The following is a 15,760-nucleotide window of genomic DNA, read 5'->3' as shown; positions in this document are numbered from 1 at the left end:
CTAAACGAACGCTTTTACAACATCTGAATCCCCTAAAATATAAAAAATCCTCTTCAAGTAAACGTCCTGTTCTTAATGAACATCGTTTATTTGAAGAGGATTAATCTGTTTAACAACACACCGCTCAACGGAGCGATGGAGGATAATATTTTATTCCAAGTATCGTCTTATTTCTCGAATCGGAACCAGCCGAAGTCAAACTGACTGCCTGGCAGGAAGATAAAGCTTACTTTCTGCTCACCTTTCACCTGCTCAAGCTCAAACACCCGCTCCTCATATCCACCCGACTGTGTGAACTCAACCAACTGGTTGCTCTGTCCGTCCGCACCTGCAAAACGAATATGAATGGTATTCTTATCAATCGGTGAATGCCCATAAATAACGAGCTTCGATGTGCCTTCTGCCGTAAAGTCCATATTTTCAAACTCCAGTGATACGTTGTTCCCAATGCCTTCTACTCGATCACCTTCAATTTTAAACGTATCTCCATAGAGATGGTCACAGGATGCAGCGGCATTCTGTTCAAAGGCCCGACTCTGGCGTTCGAAGGAGAATCCTTTAATATGAATCTTCTGTTTCAGTACAAAACAGATCGACGTGATCCCGCTAAGGCGTTTGGACAGATGATATGTCTCTTCCTGGTACACATTCCAGATGGACTCTTTGTCATACACCACATCCGCGATCATCGTACTTCCCTCTTCATCCGGCATCCCTTCCCAGATCTGAATGAAGTACTCCTCAGTGGACAGCGTAAAGATCGGAATGGTAATCGTATCGGAGCCATATGGCCCAAAGTCAATATTGCGGAAGCCCACGTGAGTTTCACCGTCCCGACTTGTCGCTACCCCACGTTCGTTGCCGTTACCAACCTCACCTTTGGTGTAATCATACAGTCCGCCCGTGATGAAGCCGTATGGATCTTTGTAAGCTGTGCCGAGACCGTCCGCCTTGAACTCCAACTGGGAGATCAGTTTCGTTTTATCCGTACCATTGGTACTGGTTGCGCGAAGCCGGAACTCCCCGTCACCTATAGCAGAGACCTTCACCGCAAGTTGATGCTCACCGTTGTCGCCCGTTTCTGCTTGAACAGCTTCCACTTTGGCAATGTTGGATTCAATTCCTGCATCATTCACAACAGCCCACTCGATATCTCGGTAGGAGGTGTTCTCTGGATACAGCTTGGCAGTTACAACCAGCTCAGGGTTGGACGGATCGAGCAACTGTCCTGCACTACTGATGATCTCGATTTTCCGCAAAGGAATCTCCTGAGCATTCCCCGTCAGCACCGGACGTTCTTCATTGTTCATGAAGACAGGTTGCACTTGTTTTTCACCATCAAGTTTTCCATCCACAACCCGCGATTCGAACTCAGCCGTAGCCCCTTCCAACCCTTCAGAAGAAACTTCAATCCGTACCGTTCCAGGTTCATTTGTGGCTCCGATGATCGCCATCAGTTTACCGCTGAACAGTCTTCTGCTCAACCCTTTGTATGGATCATAGTCCGTGCTGTCCCCGTTATCCAGACCCAGCAGTCGTCCTGCACCCGTCACTTGAACTTGCACACGGTTGTTTGCATTGTGAACCGGATTACCCGCTTCATCTTCCACATCAATTTCTACAAAAATGAGGTCTGTGCCACTGGCTTGCAACTGCTCCCGATCCGCTTGCAGACGAATCTTCTTCGCATCCGTATAGGATCTTTGCACATCGGTTGCAATGATCTGGCCGTTCTCGTCGTAAGCGATCGCTTTTAGCTCGCCCTCTTCATAAGGCACTTTCCACCAGCCAGACAGCTGTGTTCCATTGGCATGATCGATATCGTACGTGCCAATGGTTTTACCATTGAGTTGCAGCTCAATCTTCGGCGCGTTGCTGCACACGCGTACATCAATGATCTGACCCGGGCTGAAATCCCAATACGGGAACAGGTGAACCATCGGGCTTTTCTTATAATCCGTCCAAGCCGCTTGGTAAATGAAATAAGAGTCTTTCGGGAACGTTGCTGTATCCAGCTGTCCAAAATACGAATTCTTCGTATGATACGGTGTCGGCTCTCCAATATAATCGAATCCAGTCCACAGGAATTGACCCAATGAGTAAGGACGATCCCGCTCTGCCAAAATGCAGTATTCTGCCGACTTCGCGCCCCAGCTGGTCGTACTGTTACCCAAAGCCGAGCACTGCTCGTCATCATCTGCCAGAATCGGCTGTTCGAACGGGAAGTGATAAATGCCACGACTCTGCACCACCGAAGACGTCTCACTACCATAGATGATCCAGTCCGGATGCTCTTCATGATGTTTGTCGTAATATTTTTCCGCGTAGTTGTAGCCTGCCAGCTTCACGATGTCCGCACATTTTTGTGCATTTTCCCAAGGCATGTAGTTCGAACCAATCGTCACTCCTGCATTGCCTTTCGGATCAAATTCCAGCACATAATCCATCAGCATCCGAGTAACTTCCTGTCCACGCTCATCCGCATGGGTATCGTAAATTTCGTTCCCGATACTCCACATGATCAGGCTGGCATGGTTACGGTCGCGTTTCACCCAACTCTTCACATCGGTATGCACCCACTCCGGGAAAAATCTCGCATAGTCGTATGGCGTTTTGGCACGTTCCCACATATCAAAGGCCTCAGACACCACCAGCATACCCATCTCATCCGCGAGTTCCATGAACTCTTTGGCAGGCATATTATGCGCAGTCCGGATGGCGTTAACGCCCATTTCTTTGAGCAAAACAAATCTTCTACGCAATGCCGTCAGGTTAAACGCAGCTCCCAGTGCCCCGAGATCGTGGTGTTCGCACACGCCGTTCATCTTTGTGTGGACTCCATTCAGATAGAAACCTTCACTAGGATCCAGCTTAACGTCCTTAAATCCAATACGTTGGGTTACGGTTTCAATGATCTCCTCACTCTGATCATCCGAGATCAGTCTCAGTTCGGTGACCAGTTCATACAGATGCGGTGCATCCGGGCTCCATAGGTTTGGATTCTCCACACTGATCTGTTGGCTATCTGTCGATACAGCCGCATTCTCACCCACCGAAGCCGTAACATTCGCTTGGCTGGATGCCACCATCTGACCCTCATACAGAATCGTATGCACCAACTCTGCTTGCTGATTCTGTTCCAGGTTCAATTCCGTATCCACTTCTACCTGCCAGCCATCCGTCTGTTGCTTGATGGATACATACGTTCCATCCGTGATGATATGGTTACGATCTCTCGTCTTCAGCCACACATGGCGATAGATTCCGGCCCCGGAATACCATCTGCTGTTCGGGCTCTGATGCACCACTTTGACCACAATCTCATTGTCGCCTTCCACCAGTGCATTCGTGATCTCATGTTCAAAAGCAGAATAGCCATACTTCCACTCTCCAACCAGCTGCCCGTTCACATACACCGAAGAGTCCATGTATACGCCATCAAAACAGAGTAAAAGCTGCTGCTCATCCTTCGTGTAATGGAACGTCTTGCGGTACCATCCAATGCTGTCTTCATACAGTTCAAGCGTATTATATATCAGCCAATCATGGGGAAGCTCCACAGGTTCATACACCAGACCCGCAGGTTCCGTAACATCCAGCTTGCTTTTCGCAAATTGCCATCCATCATTAAAAAGCCTCTTCTGATTCATGGTAGATTCTCACTTTCTTCAAGTAAATTATGATTACGGTTACAACAGTAGCTGTCGCTTTTTCCGAAAACCTTTTCGATAATACACAAGTATGACTATAACACATAACCCGATTATACCATCAGTCTCTTTCCTGTACCTCCATTTCATAAGATTTTTTAGCCAGAATGATGAACGTTTTATCCCTCCAAGCATTTCAACTCTCAATGATAACAAGCCAAAAAGGCAACCCGTCAGCCGAGTCACCTTCTCTGTTCTATAAAGGCCAATATATCTTCTTTAGGGGCATTAATGATTTAGCCTCTGAATCAAATGCATCATAATGCTGATTAATCAGCTCTACCAGAAGATCTGCATCTACCAAAGAAACTGGAATGTTAGAACGTTCTGCTTCATACTTAGCCTCTCTGGTGAATCCCCCAGTTGAAACATAAACTCCTTGATCACCGGGTCTTAACCCTCCGATAAAACTTCGAATCTCATTGGATCCCATCGCGTTTTTCCTATGTTTAACTTCCACCATAATTCTAGGCTGTTGCAGCCCCAAACCATCTGGAGATGCAATAATATCTCTTCCGCGATCAGGTCCTTTTACAGATATTCTTGTTTTGTATCCCATGCCTCTTAAGACACCAGCTACCAGACTCTGCATTTCTTCCCAATCTAAATGATTGAATTTGTCCTTTATAAATTCATGTGCTCTCTCAATTACATCTTCCTTGATTGTATCTAGTTCTGCCTGTTCTTTCTCAGTTTCTTCCGGTTGTGATTCAAAAGACTCAGCACTTTTGGATTTCAAAAAATGGATCAGTTCCTTCACTGTTTCATTTTGCAATGCAAAAAGAGTCATTATCGAACCTAGAGAATTACGTGTGTTCGCTGTTAAAACATCCCGATTAACTAGCCCGTTCCACAACACCTTTCTATAGTGATTTTTGTCCGAAATAACCCCTTCACCAAATTCATAGTCTGAAGTAATTTCCCCAATCAGATACTCGCGTGTTTGAGGATTATATGTAACAACCAAATCTCCTACTTTCATTTCATTAGCAAATCTGATTAACTGACCCGCTGTTATATTTACTTTGCCATCCTTATAGTCGGGATACTCGTCACGAAGTCGCTTCTTCACATCATCGATATGTCTCACTTGTGCCAATGAACCTACTTCATTCCAACCAATGGCTATCATCTGTGTTTCTTTGAACTCTTCAAAGAGATATGCATTCTCTCCGGCTCTAATAAACCAATTATTTTTACTCATAAGTTCCTCCATAACTTGCTTATTTCTAACTTAATTAAAAGTTTCGGCATGGAAATGACATTCCCTGCATGAAGACTGTATATAGTTCAGTAATTTATTACACTTCGAACTGCAAGATTATTGTTAAGCAAATCTAAAAGGTGACTTGAATTATCTCAAGTCACCTTTTCTTTGAATATGTTTTATGCACCTTTAAACTCACCTAAATCTCTATCCCTTGTAAAAAGGGTTCCACCCTATGCCTTTGCCCGACGGCATCGCGCCAGGCACCCCATCCGCTTCAAGCAGCGGACGGACAACTAACTTCACGGGCCACTCCTTGCTCTCGAATATCGCATGAGCGAGCGCGGCCCGGTCGGATTCGGGAAGCTGCACATGTTGCAGCGCTTCCTTCCAAGCCTGCTCCGTGATCTCCCATAACTTCGTTTCCGGGATGTGATACACTTCGCTCAGTGCCTCCATGATCGCAGCCAGATTCACCTGCGTCCCCAGCGACTGCACATAGAAAATCAGCTTCTCAATCGTCTCGTTATACAGGCTGTTCGAGTAACCCGGGCGAATATGGTAGGCAGGGTCTGCAATACCATGCTTGTCCAGATAAGGCTGATGCAGACGCACGGAATCATGATCGCGGAACAATAGGCCTTTTACCTGATTATCCTTTAACACCAGACAACAGTTCTGACCATGAATCTCAGGTACGACGCCCACCTTGAACAGACGCATCACGATATCATAGAACGTCGTAGCTATGCTGGTATAGAACTCGAGAACATCCGTGCTGCTCAGGTTTTCCCCCAGAATTTCCGTTAATAGATGATGCCCTTCCAGGTTAACACCCAGTGCGGCCATTGGAATTACTTTGTAGGCTTCACCCAGCAACTCAGCGGGATACACACGAATCTGTGCAGCCAGATGCCGGGGATGATCATCGAACAGTCCCATGGATTCTGGCATGAAACCCCACCAGTTCTGCTCTTCGCACATGAACACCTTTTCCTTCAACGTCTCGTCACAAGCAACGGCCTGTCGTAGCATCCGTTCTCCAACAAGACCATTCAGCAGCTTGACCACCGGAAGATAACGAGCAGCCCCCAGTGACAGCACACTAACCGGTAGCTTGAGCATCAGATTAGATTCGGTTGATGGAGCCATCGAGCGCAGAGAGGATGTTGCCTGTACGTCGCCCACTTCTATGTCCAATACGACAATACTGCCTTCTTCGATCTCCCCAGTGAAACGGGGCAGAATCACATGCTGCAATTGCCAAGGATGTACAGGCATCGGCAGATATTGTTCCAACGTGATTCCTTTTCGGGCAAACTCGGCTTCCACCATTCCGCGCTGAACATCGTCTAACACGTCCAAAATGGACAGCCCATCTTCACAACCTTGCTGCACGGCATCCAGTCGTATAGCAACCCATCGCAGCGAAATCGCCTTCCCGAATTCCGCTGCATAGCGTGTTACATCTTCTGCGTTGAATCCCACCTTGGCTTTGGACGATGGGTGAAATGGACGATCCCGCAATGCAGCAACACGTTCGCCTTTGATAAACCATTCATACGCAGAAGCCGGGACGTTAGCGGACAGATACTGGACTTGTTCCCAGCCCAAAGCATACTGCTCCACAGCAATGTCCAGACTAACCAGGAATTCCGCTACCCCAGGCTGCGCATAGGCCTTATCCGACAAAGCCCTCTGTAACACCGCACGTCCAACTTCTGCCGGAGTATCAAGGAGAACCCAGCTTCCATCAGTTTTCTCCTCGTAGATCGGTGAACCCTGAACCCACTGAGTCCCCTGTCTTACTCCTGTTTCAACCAGACAGAGTATACCTTGAGTGTGCAATCTATAGCGAGAAGCTACATTCTGATTATGCTCTTCGCTGTCATATCCCTTGTACAATCGACGGAACGGTGCAGGTGCTTCGGCAAAATCAATGAATGGGTTATCCTCCAGTGGGAGGAATTGCTCCGACAAGAATGAATTCATCAGATCCGCCATAATCCGGCGTTCAGCGGCTTGCAGACTGGAACGTTTCATCAGTGTTGACATGATCATTGTCCTCCGTTAGATAATGGAATACCGGGTGCGGATGCCCCAGAAAATCATGATGCGAGATGGTCCAACAATAAGCTCCAGACTTTTTAAATACAACAATGTCTCCTACCCGTAGCAGCGCTATCTCCGCATCGGAATGCATACGATCTTTTGGTGTGCATAACTCACCTACGATATGGACTCGACGACCTCTTACCTCTGGCCGGGCATATGAATGCTTCCAACGATCCGTCTCCATAATCTGAAACGGATGGTTATGACCCCATGAAGCAGGCAGACGATTGTGGTGCGTACCTCCTCTTAACACGGCAAAATGCTGATCATGAGAGGTTTTGATATCCGTAACCTCTGCTGCGTAATATCCGTGGTCTGCCACCAGCAGCCGACCCGATTCAAAATACAACTCGCCTCCACATGAGGCAAGGCGCTGTCTGGCTTCACTTTGTTCCAGCAGGGAAGTGAATAAAGGCCAGTCGAATCCGGGGCTCCCATCATACGTCACGCCGAATCCGCCTCCTGCATTCACCACTTCCACAGGAAGATCATACTGTTGCTGCCACTGCTCCACCTTTTGCAAATACAGTTCGATCATCTCGGCATGCAGCCTGGCGTCCATATTGTTAGACAAAGAGTGAAAATGGAATCCGCTTAACCGAACCACACCCGCGCCTTCCACACGAATGAGTTCAATCGCTTCTTCCACTGCCTCTTCATCGATTCCAAAAGGACTCGGCCCACCGCCCATGATAATCTTCGTCCGGGGTAAAGTACTGCTCCGCAGATTGATTCGAAGAAGAATGCGAACCTCCTGCGCTAGACCCTGTTGTTGTTTATGTTTCGGCTCATGTTCCTGCTTCTGTTCTTGATCCTGTTTTTGCTTCTGCTCTTTAATCAGTTCCTCGCCATACTCTTCCGCATTTCTCTGCTCCGGTTTCTGCTCCCATTCTTGCTTCTGCCTGCTCCCCTGCTCTTGCTCATGTTCTTGATCCTTCGCTCGCTCTTTCGCAATCGCAATGATCCGCTGCAACTCCAGCAAACTTTCCACATGGATGTAGCTCACGCCCTGCTCGATTGCCAGCCTCAGTTCGCTCTCCTTTTTACCCGGACCTCCAAACAGAATTGGAACCTCGCGACTTACCGCTCTAACCTTCAGCAACTCTCCAATTGAAGCCACTTCAAAGCCCTTCACCAATGGAAGCAGCGCCTCAATGATCCGCGGATCAGGATTCGCCTTAATGGCGTAGAACAACTGTGTGTTCCCAGGCATGCTGTCCAACATCTGATGTACTTGCTCCTGAATGCCAGCCAGATCGTATACATACGCACATACCGGATCTTCCATCCCGCGTTGCAGTTCATCGATCGCATGCCATACACTAGGTTTCATATCTGCCCACCCGCATTCCTGTAGTCATTCCGTTTTTGGGCATACGCCCGAAACGCCGTATTCCGATCATCACCTAGCACGTATATATGTACTCCCCGCTCAGCCCAGAGCGACATGTCATCCACGCCTCTCGTGACTGTAGCATAAGGTACTTTGCACTGCTGCGCGGTAGCATGCAATTCATCCAGCGCATGTCTCACATCCGGGTGCTCGGTCTGCCATGGCACGCCGAGGGATTGCGACAGATCAGCCGCACCTTCCAATACAAAGCTCACCTGAGGGTGAGACAGAATCTGTGCACTTTGCCGCACGCCCTCCGCACTTTCAATCATGGGGACAACCATCACCTGTTGGTTCGCTTCCCCAATGTATCCCGTGAGCGGATATTTCCCGAATACACCGGGACGACCACTATTCAAGCTACGCGTACCAACCGGATGGTAGTAGGCGTGACGAACCGCTTCTTCCACCTGCTCCAGTTGCTCGACATGTGGAATGACGATGCCTTGTGCACCACAGTCCAGCACTTTAAGAATCTCTGCTCGCTCCACCTTCGAGATACGTACCAACGGGGTGAGGCCCACCAGTTCCGCCGCACGAACCAACTCTTCCACCGATTCCATCGATGTTGCGGCATGTTCCAGATCAATAATGACAAAATCATATTCCGCATGTCCGATCATCTCGACGATCACCGGGTGTGGTATGGATACAAAAAGGCCGTATACGGGCTGTTTGCGTGCAATTTTTTCCTTCAGCGTGTTAATCCTCATTCGACGATTCCCTTTAATTCGGTTGTTCCATTTGATTCAAGTACATCCTTTGATATCTTGAGCGGATTGCTCGCTTTGCGGAAATATAACTCTCCATCCCCATACAGACGGCGCTTGGTCATCTCTTCGATCAGTGCATCTTCGGCAAAAAGGTCAAATGCAACGAACCGTTCCGTGTACTCCGGGTGCTGCTTCTGATAATCCACAATTACACCTGCGCACAGCTGCCAGAACGCTTCCTCCGACAACCCAAACTTCTCCAAGGCCAGCGCAATATCTGTCATGCAGATAAAAAAGAATGCATCATACGTATAGTCCCGGACTTCCGACACATCTCCGGCATAGATGAAGGAATATCGATTGAACTTGCGGTGGGTTTCCGGCTCGGGGTTCAGCTTCGGTGCCCGTTCCGGGTGCAACAGTTGATCTGGTACATAGCGAACGCCATCATGCAGATCCTTGATAATGATTCGTTTCGGCAGATCATCTTCCAGTACCAAAATGATATTCTGAGCATGCGATTCCAGCGCAATCCCATGTGCATAGAGCAAATGAATAATCGGCAGGGTAACTGTGCGAACAAGGGCCTCACTCCACTTTTCCACACCATGTCGTTCTACAGCATCCTGAATGAATGGAACACCATCCGGTTGCACCAACATCAGCGCATTCAGCGGCCATGCGGTCTCGCCTTCCTTCAGATGAACCGATACATTCTCCCGCCAGATGGCACCGAGTGTGCCGTAGGCCCGTCCATACTGGGTTGCAGGCAACTGCTCATAATGGAACGACAGTCCCATGATTTCTTTCAAAATGCCAAACTGTGCCCGCTGCAACAGCTCATCTTCACGTACAAGTGTATCCAGCCAGTCGCTGATCAGCGGCGCGTTCTGGGTCGTATGCTGTGCCAGAATACGTGTGCTCGACGTGTTGGTGATGCTGAGAGCCAGCTTGATGTATGGGGCTTCCGGGTTCACCCGGTTTGACAGTGAACGGATCGACTGCTGTGCACGATAGGGCGAAGACGATGGACCGAGATATACGATGTCCCCATCCATCCGTTGACGGGTATATACCGACTCCAACTGATGCTCCCACTGCCACGGATGAACCGGAATGAATACATATCGATCACCAATGTCAGAACCTATTCCTATGCCAACCTTGCCGTCTTCCCTACCCGAGCTACGGACTGTTTCGCCTTTTTCACGAACTCCCCCATGAAGCTTCGCTTGGATTGTCTCTCCAACGCTCTCACCAACTTCGGCACTGCTCCCAAGCTGATCTACACTCGCCACATATGCGTTGGCGTTCTCGCCCATGTCCGTTCGAACTTGTTGTTGCAGGATCTGTTGAAATCGCTGCATATCCTCTGCGGTCAGATGTTGCCCTACCAATTCTTCAGAGCTATACCCTACGGATACAGCGGTCTGAGCCAAATCTTTTTTCACAGCAACCCAGACTAATGCAACCTCCGTGTTAAATTCAGGGCCATAGGCCAGATTGTCTTTCAAAGAAAATCCCAGCCTCGACTTATAACTCGGGTGGTACAGATGACCGTCGGTCATGTGACTTTCGAGCGAATCATAATGCCGATCTTCATTCGGAATGTTCAAGGGCAATATAGCTTGGCACTGACTGTCCTTTGCCATCGTTTCGAGTAGTTCCTGGATAAAAGCCGTGACATTTGCCCCCTTCAACGCGTTCAGTACGATTTCCTCCAAAAACAGATCCAGATCGGTGCAGGATACGCCTTCTCTTTGGATCGAACCCTTCTTCACCTTCACCCGGCCAAATGAAAACTTCCGTTCAGCTTCACACGTGTACGCCACAGAATCGCCGGAAGATGTGAGGCCGCTGGTTCGCCATTCGCTCCCACTTACATGACTGTCCAGAATGCCTTCGAACCACATCGCCTCCAGCGTCTGCCGCATGATCCGTTCCTGTACAGCCACGTAGACTGCTTCTGTCTTGCCGCCTGCTTCAGCCCTGTATCTCACGACTCCCACGCACTTCACTCCCCATTCGTTTCATTACATTGCTCACCGGCACGTAGGCCGGGGTCTGGCTGATCCCTCTTACACAACTCACCAAGTTTTGTTTGGCCAGAAATGCATCCGTTGTTAGCAGATGTCGTACATATGCATTGCCCGTTCGTTCCAGCTCCTCCACAAGTACCTCACGTACCTGTTTCCAGAAATGCTCCTCCGGGACGTTCACATCTCGCGCCATCGCATGAATCAGAGACCCCAGATGATTGACGATAAAATAGTACGATGTCCGCGCCCAGGCTTTCTCTCGCGAATAAAATAATAAATCGGACGTAGCACGATCCTGCTCACTTATAAGTTCCTCATCCACACTGACCCCTTCCAGATCGCGGACGATAAAATCTACAGGCAACCCATCCTTTAAGGTCACAAGGGTATTCTGCAAATGGGCTTCAAAATGAATACCTTTCTCTCCCGCCGCCCTTACAATCGGCAGCAGCGAACATGCCAGATATCGTTCCAGCCAACGCTCGGCAATGTCACGTCCACCACCCAGCATCGTCATCAACCTAGAACGCATCCCGGGAAGTGGTGCTTCAACCAGACTGGATAAGACATACGTATTCTCAACATCAAACTCAATGGGCCGATAAGCTATCGTAAACAGACTGGTTAACTCTTCATCTTCAAAAGCACAAGTCGCTACGCCTGTCTCATACGCAATATGCGTGTTCGGTTCAGCACCGAAGCAGTCATGCTGCCTGACGTACTTGGAGGCATCCAGTGTTCTGCGCATCTGCTCAGCACTGTTAGTGCGAATCATGTTGGTGATCTGCATGTTCAGTGACAGCTTGATATTGCAGTTCCATTCGGGAACATAAACTGTACGGACCGAAGAAGTTGGATAGACGATAGGCCCCGCACTACCGAGTAGAATTAATTTTTCATCTCGAAAATAGGACTGTACCCCGGACAATCGTGATATGTACGCGTATTGCCATGGATGGACAGGCAGCAGCCCATACATTTCACTCTTTTCTTTTAAAATAGGCTCCACATGGCTCCACAGTAAGTCTTGCAAATCCATTGCCGCCTCGTCATCGACCCATTCCTGCATGTAGACATCCTGCCTCACGGCGATATAACAGAGTTGAAATGATGTCCGTAACTCCGGACTGTACTTCTGCACATCCTGCTCGCTGAAGCCTTTGGAGTTCTTCGGAAACGGATGGAACGGATGACCATACAACAGTGACTGTTCCGATGTGCGATAATCGTGGATGTCGAGACCGGCTGCTTGTTCGATATACAACGTAAGGTTGCCCACACTGTTATCAACCTTTTGTGCAAAATCTCTGGCATACGCCAGCTCTACACGATTCATATTCTCACCCAATGGATGTACATTCTCCAGCTCAAGTGAACGCTTCATTTCCATCACACTTTTCATCATTCCATGTTGATCCGAACTCGCTCCCTGTTCCCCATTCCCGCTTAGCTCAGATGTGATCCAGCGAACCAGGTCGCGATAATGAACGGTTTCCCCGCCAGATTCCATGCTGAGGTATTCATGCTCCCCCATGGCAGAGTAATAAGACAAGCGTCCTGTCACCTTCACCCTACTAGCTTGAAAAGTAACAGTGTACGACAGCGTGTTCGGATTGATCCGAATATCGCTTTCCTTCTCTAGCGCAAGCTCACGGATGTAACAGTTCAACAGCAGTTTGCACGAATGTTCATGGGCCTGCTGCTCAGCCTCAGACCGGAGCTTGTTTTCCATCTCGAACAATGATGCCAACCTTCTTTCGGGTTATAAGTAAGACCAGGGGAAGTGTAAGCAGTATGGCGCAGCCAAGTCCGATACAGATCTCTTTGAGTGCTCCCCATTTTGCCATCTCCATGGACGTTCCTGCCCCGGCAAGCCATTGCCAACGCATATCGTAATACAGGGTCAAGCCCATCACCGCAAACGAAGAAGCCAGACGCTCAATCGTGGTTGATAACACCGACCCTTCGTGCATGTCTTCGTCTGCTAATGCTTGCAGACCAATCGCAGAGATGCTCATGCCTGACAGACCAACGCCGATTCCTCGACACGCCATGAGTATACCGATGATCCAGATTGACGCTCCCAGGGGCAGAACCGCAAACGACAAGATCGATATCGACACCAGCAACGTCCCCCATGCGATAAAATGTATGGACCGACCGCGATCCAACAAGCTGCCGCCAATCCACATGAACAGACTTGTACAGATCGACAAGGGAATGAACAACGCACCGGACAGGGCCGGCGACAGGTGGAAGACGTCCTGGAACAATAACGGCAATGCAAAGATCACACCAAACATGACACAATCCTGAATAGTCGAGATCAGTACAGTCAGCGGAAAGACGGCATTACGCCGCAGCAACTGGTACCGGATCAGTGGTTCCTTGCGACCGTTCTCGGTCTGGACAAAATGAATGAGCAGCAACACACCGAGCGCAATCAGCATCCATGGTACCCATACTGCCACGACAGGACTTGCGTACAACTGTACCCCCAGACTAAGGGCACCTACCGCGCAGATGAGCAGCATGACACTGGTTGGATGCCATTTTTTCCTGCGGGCAGGGATATAGGTCTGAATGACTCGACCGCAGCCAATCAACGAGAATATAGCCAGTGGCACATTGAGCCAGAACAGCATTTCAAGCCGTCCATACTGAATGATGAATCCACCCAGCGTAGGCCCGGCAGCCGGAGCCAACATAAGCAGCAAGCCCCACGCTCCGGTAATTCGCCCTCGTACCTCCGGTCCGTATACATCAAACAGCAACACAAGTGATAACGGAATCATCAGCCCCGCGGCAACGCCATGCATGAAACGAACCAGCAACAGTACCTCAATAGAGTGATAAAACAACGCACCTGCTACCGAGAACAGTCCATAGATACTGATCCCCAACATATACGTCTGCTTACGCCCCAGTCGGTCCACAATCAGGGACGCCAGCGGCATCGTTAACGTCATAGCCAGCATGTACAGCGCGATAATCCACCCGCCTGCTGTCGTAGAGATCTGATAATATTGCACAAAATAAGGCAGCAGCAGGTTAAATGCACTGTTGGTCAGTACCAGCGAAAAGGCACCGATCAGAATCGCGAGTAATACTGCATGCCTCTTCATCAGGGAAAGCTTCAGCATGCGGCTGTTGCTAAGGCAATCGCTTCAGCTACCGATTTCTCAAAGATCGCAAGGATTGCACCCGATTCTTGCTCCGTAATATTCAGCGGCGGCAAAAAACGAACAACCGCTGAATGACGCCCGCCCAGTCCTACAATTAATCCATTCTTGAAACATTCACGCTGAATAGACTCAGCCAGCGCACCATTAGGCAGATAATGTCCCAGACGATCTTTGCGTCCCATTGGATCAACCACCTCAACGCCAATCATCAGTCCTCTGCCTCGCACATCACCAATCTCTGCATACCGCTCTTTCATTGCATTCAGTTGATTCATGAACTGCTCACTGCGCAGATGCACATTGTTCAAAACATCCTGCTCCCGAATATAACGAAGTGTAGCAAGTCCCGCTGCCATGGCCAGCTGATTGCCACGGAACGTACCTGTGTGTGCACCAGGCTGCCATCGATCCAGCTCCTCCTTATAGATGACGACAGACATCGGCAGACTTCCGCCAACCGCTTTGGAGCAGATGATTACATCAGGTACAATCCCGGCATGTTCAAACGAAAACATTCGTCCTGTCCGTCCAATGCCTGTCTGCACTTCGTCGATGATAAGTGGAATGCTTCGCTCTGCCGTGATTCGGCGCAGCTCCCTCAGCCATTCGATATCTGCCGGAATGGCTCCACCTTCACCCTGCACCGTCTCCACAATGACCCCACACGGTGCCGCAATACCGCTCTCGCAATCATCGAGCAAGTTCTCGATATACTGTGCGCTTAACCGGGCCGTCATGCCTTCACCAACACCAAATGGGCAGCGGTACTCATAAGGAAAAGGCAGGAAATGAACATCGGGCAGCAGGCTTTGCAGATGTTGTTTCTTGCTCAGGTTGCCACTCATCGACATTGTCGCTTGGGTCGAACCGTGATAACCTCCCTGAAAGGCAAGAATAGACTTGCCACCTGTTGCATGTTTGACCAGCTTAATGGCTGCTTCTACCGCATCCGCTCCGGTTGGACCACAGAACTGGATTTTGGCTGTGTCTCGCATCTCTGCCGGAAGGATGGAGAATAGTTCTTGCATATATGAAAGCTTCAGCGGTGTTGCCAGATCCAGTGTATGAAGCGGAATCTGCTGATCCAGAACATCGCGAATGGCGTTGACCACCGTGTCATGGTTATGCCCCAGCGCCAATGTTCCTGCCCCAGCCAGGCAGTCGTAGAATACGCGGCCTTCCGTATCGGTAATCTTCACCCCATGGGCCTTGTTAATGACAAGTGGGAAATGTCTCGGGTACGATCTTGCATTGGATTCCTTCTCATTTTGCATCTTCAGATATTCCGTCTGCACCTCTACTGACATAGCCCTCTAACGCTCCTTATAATCGATTCAGGCTGAACCTGCTGCCTGTGATTCTTGTTCTACATTTTGCATATGACATGGTATTGGTTCA

The 15,760-nt window shown here is 49.2% G+C and carries 9 protein-coding genes; all 9 read right to left on the bottom strand.

The annotated features are described in order from the left end of the window. Positions 1 to 167: 167 nt before the first annotated feature. The 9 genes from CXK86_RS23610 to CXK86_RS23565 all read right to left on the bottom strand — a co-directional run bounded on the left by CXK86_RS23610 (position 168) and on the right by CXK86_RS23565 (position 15,669). Positions 168 to 3,650 (bottom strand): glycoside hydrolase family 2 TIM barrel-domain containing protein, encoded by a 3,483-nt coding sequence (locus CXK86_RS23610; RefSeq protein WP_101314655.1) that lies wholly within the window; start codon positions 3,648 to 3,650, stop codon positions 168 to 170. Positions 3,651 to 3,906: 256 nt separating this feature from the next. Further along, positions 3,907 to 4,914, bottom strand: a complete 1,008-nt coding sequence (locus CXK86_RS23605; protein ID WP_101314654.1) for a restriction endonuclease — start codon at positions 4,912 to 4,914, stop codon at positions 3,907 to 3,909. A 210-nt stretch (positions 4,915 to 5,124) separates the two neighbouring features. After that, positions 5,125 to 6,972 (bottom strand): IucA/IucC family protein, encoded by a 1,848-nt coding sequence (locus CXK86_RS23600; protein WP_101314653.1) that lies wholly within the window; start codon positions 6,970 to 6,972, stop codon positions 5,125 to 5,127. Next, positions 6,932 to 8,365: a type III PLP-dependent enzyme gene (locus tag CXK86_RS32275; RefSeq protein ID WP_180361853.1), complete on the bottom strand. Its 1,434-nt coding sequence runs from the start codon at positions 8,363 to 8,365 to the stop codon at positions 6,932 to 6,934. The genes CXK86_RS23600 and CXK86_RS32275 overlap by 41 nt, the downstream gene beginning before the upstream one ends. Then, on the bottom strand, positions 8,362 to 9,138 hold the full coding sequence (locus tag CXK86_RS23585) for an HpcH/HpaI aldolase family protein (RefSeq protein ID WP_101314652.1): 777 nt from the start codon (positions 9,136 to 9,138) through the stop codon (positions 8,362 to 8,364). Before CXK86_RS23585 ends, CXK86_RS32275 begins: the two co-directional genes overlap by 4 nt. Continuing rightward, the gene (locus CXK86_RS23580) at positions 9,135 to 11,147 is read right to left on the bottom strand and encodes an IucA/IucC family protein (protein ID WP_101314651.1); all 2,013 of its coding nucleotides are present in this window, start codon (positions 11,145 to 11,147) and stop codon (positions 9,135 to 9,137) included. The genes CXK86_RS23585 and CXK86_RS23580 overlap by 4 nt, the downstream gene beginning before the upstream one ends. Further along, the gene (locus CXK86_RS23575; protein ID WP_257468098.1) at positions 11,122 to 12,909 is read right to left on the bottom strand and encodes an IucA/IucC family protein; all 1,788 of its coding nucleotides are present in this window, start codon (positions 12,907 to 12,909) and stop codon (positions 11,122 to 11,124) included. The genes CXK86_RS23580 and CXK86_RS23575 overlap by 26 nt, the downstream gene beginning before the upstream one ends. After that, positions 12,887 to 14,320, bottom strand: a complete 1,434-nt coding sequence (locus CXK86_RS23570) for an MFS transporter (protein WP_101314649.1) — start codon at positions 14,318 to 14,320, stop codon at positions 12,887 to 12,889. Before CXK86_RS23570 ends, CXK86_RS23575 begins: the two co-directional genes overlap by 23 nt. Beyond that, positions 14,314 to 15,669, bottom strand: coding sequence for a diaminobutyrate--2-oxoglutarate transaminase (locus CXK86_RS23565; protein WP_101314648.1), 1,356 nt, complete (start codon positions 15,667 to 15,669; stop codon positions 14,314 to 14,316). Before CXK86_RS23565 ends, CXK86_RS23570 begins: the two co-directional genes overlap by 7 nt. Between the last annotated feature and the right edge of the window lie 91 nt (positions 15,670 to 15,760).

The organism is Paenibacillus sp. BGI2013, assembly GCF_002843485.1.
Taxonomy (GTDB): domain Bacteria; phylum Bacillota; class Bacilli; order Paenibacillales; family Paenibacillaceae; genus Paenibacillus; species Paenibacillus amylolyticus.
Note: the sequence above shows the minus strand (reverse complement) of the source record. Positions and strands in the feature narration are given on the sequence as shown.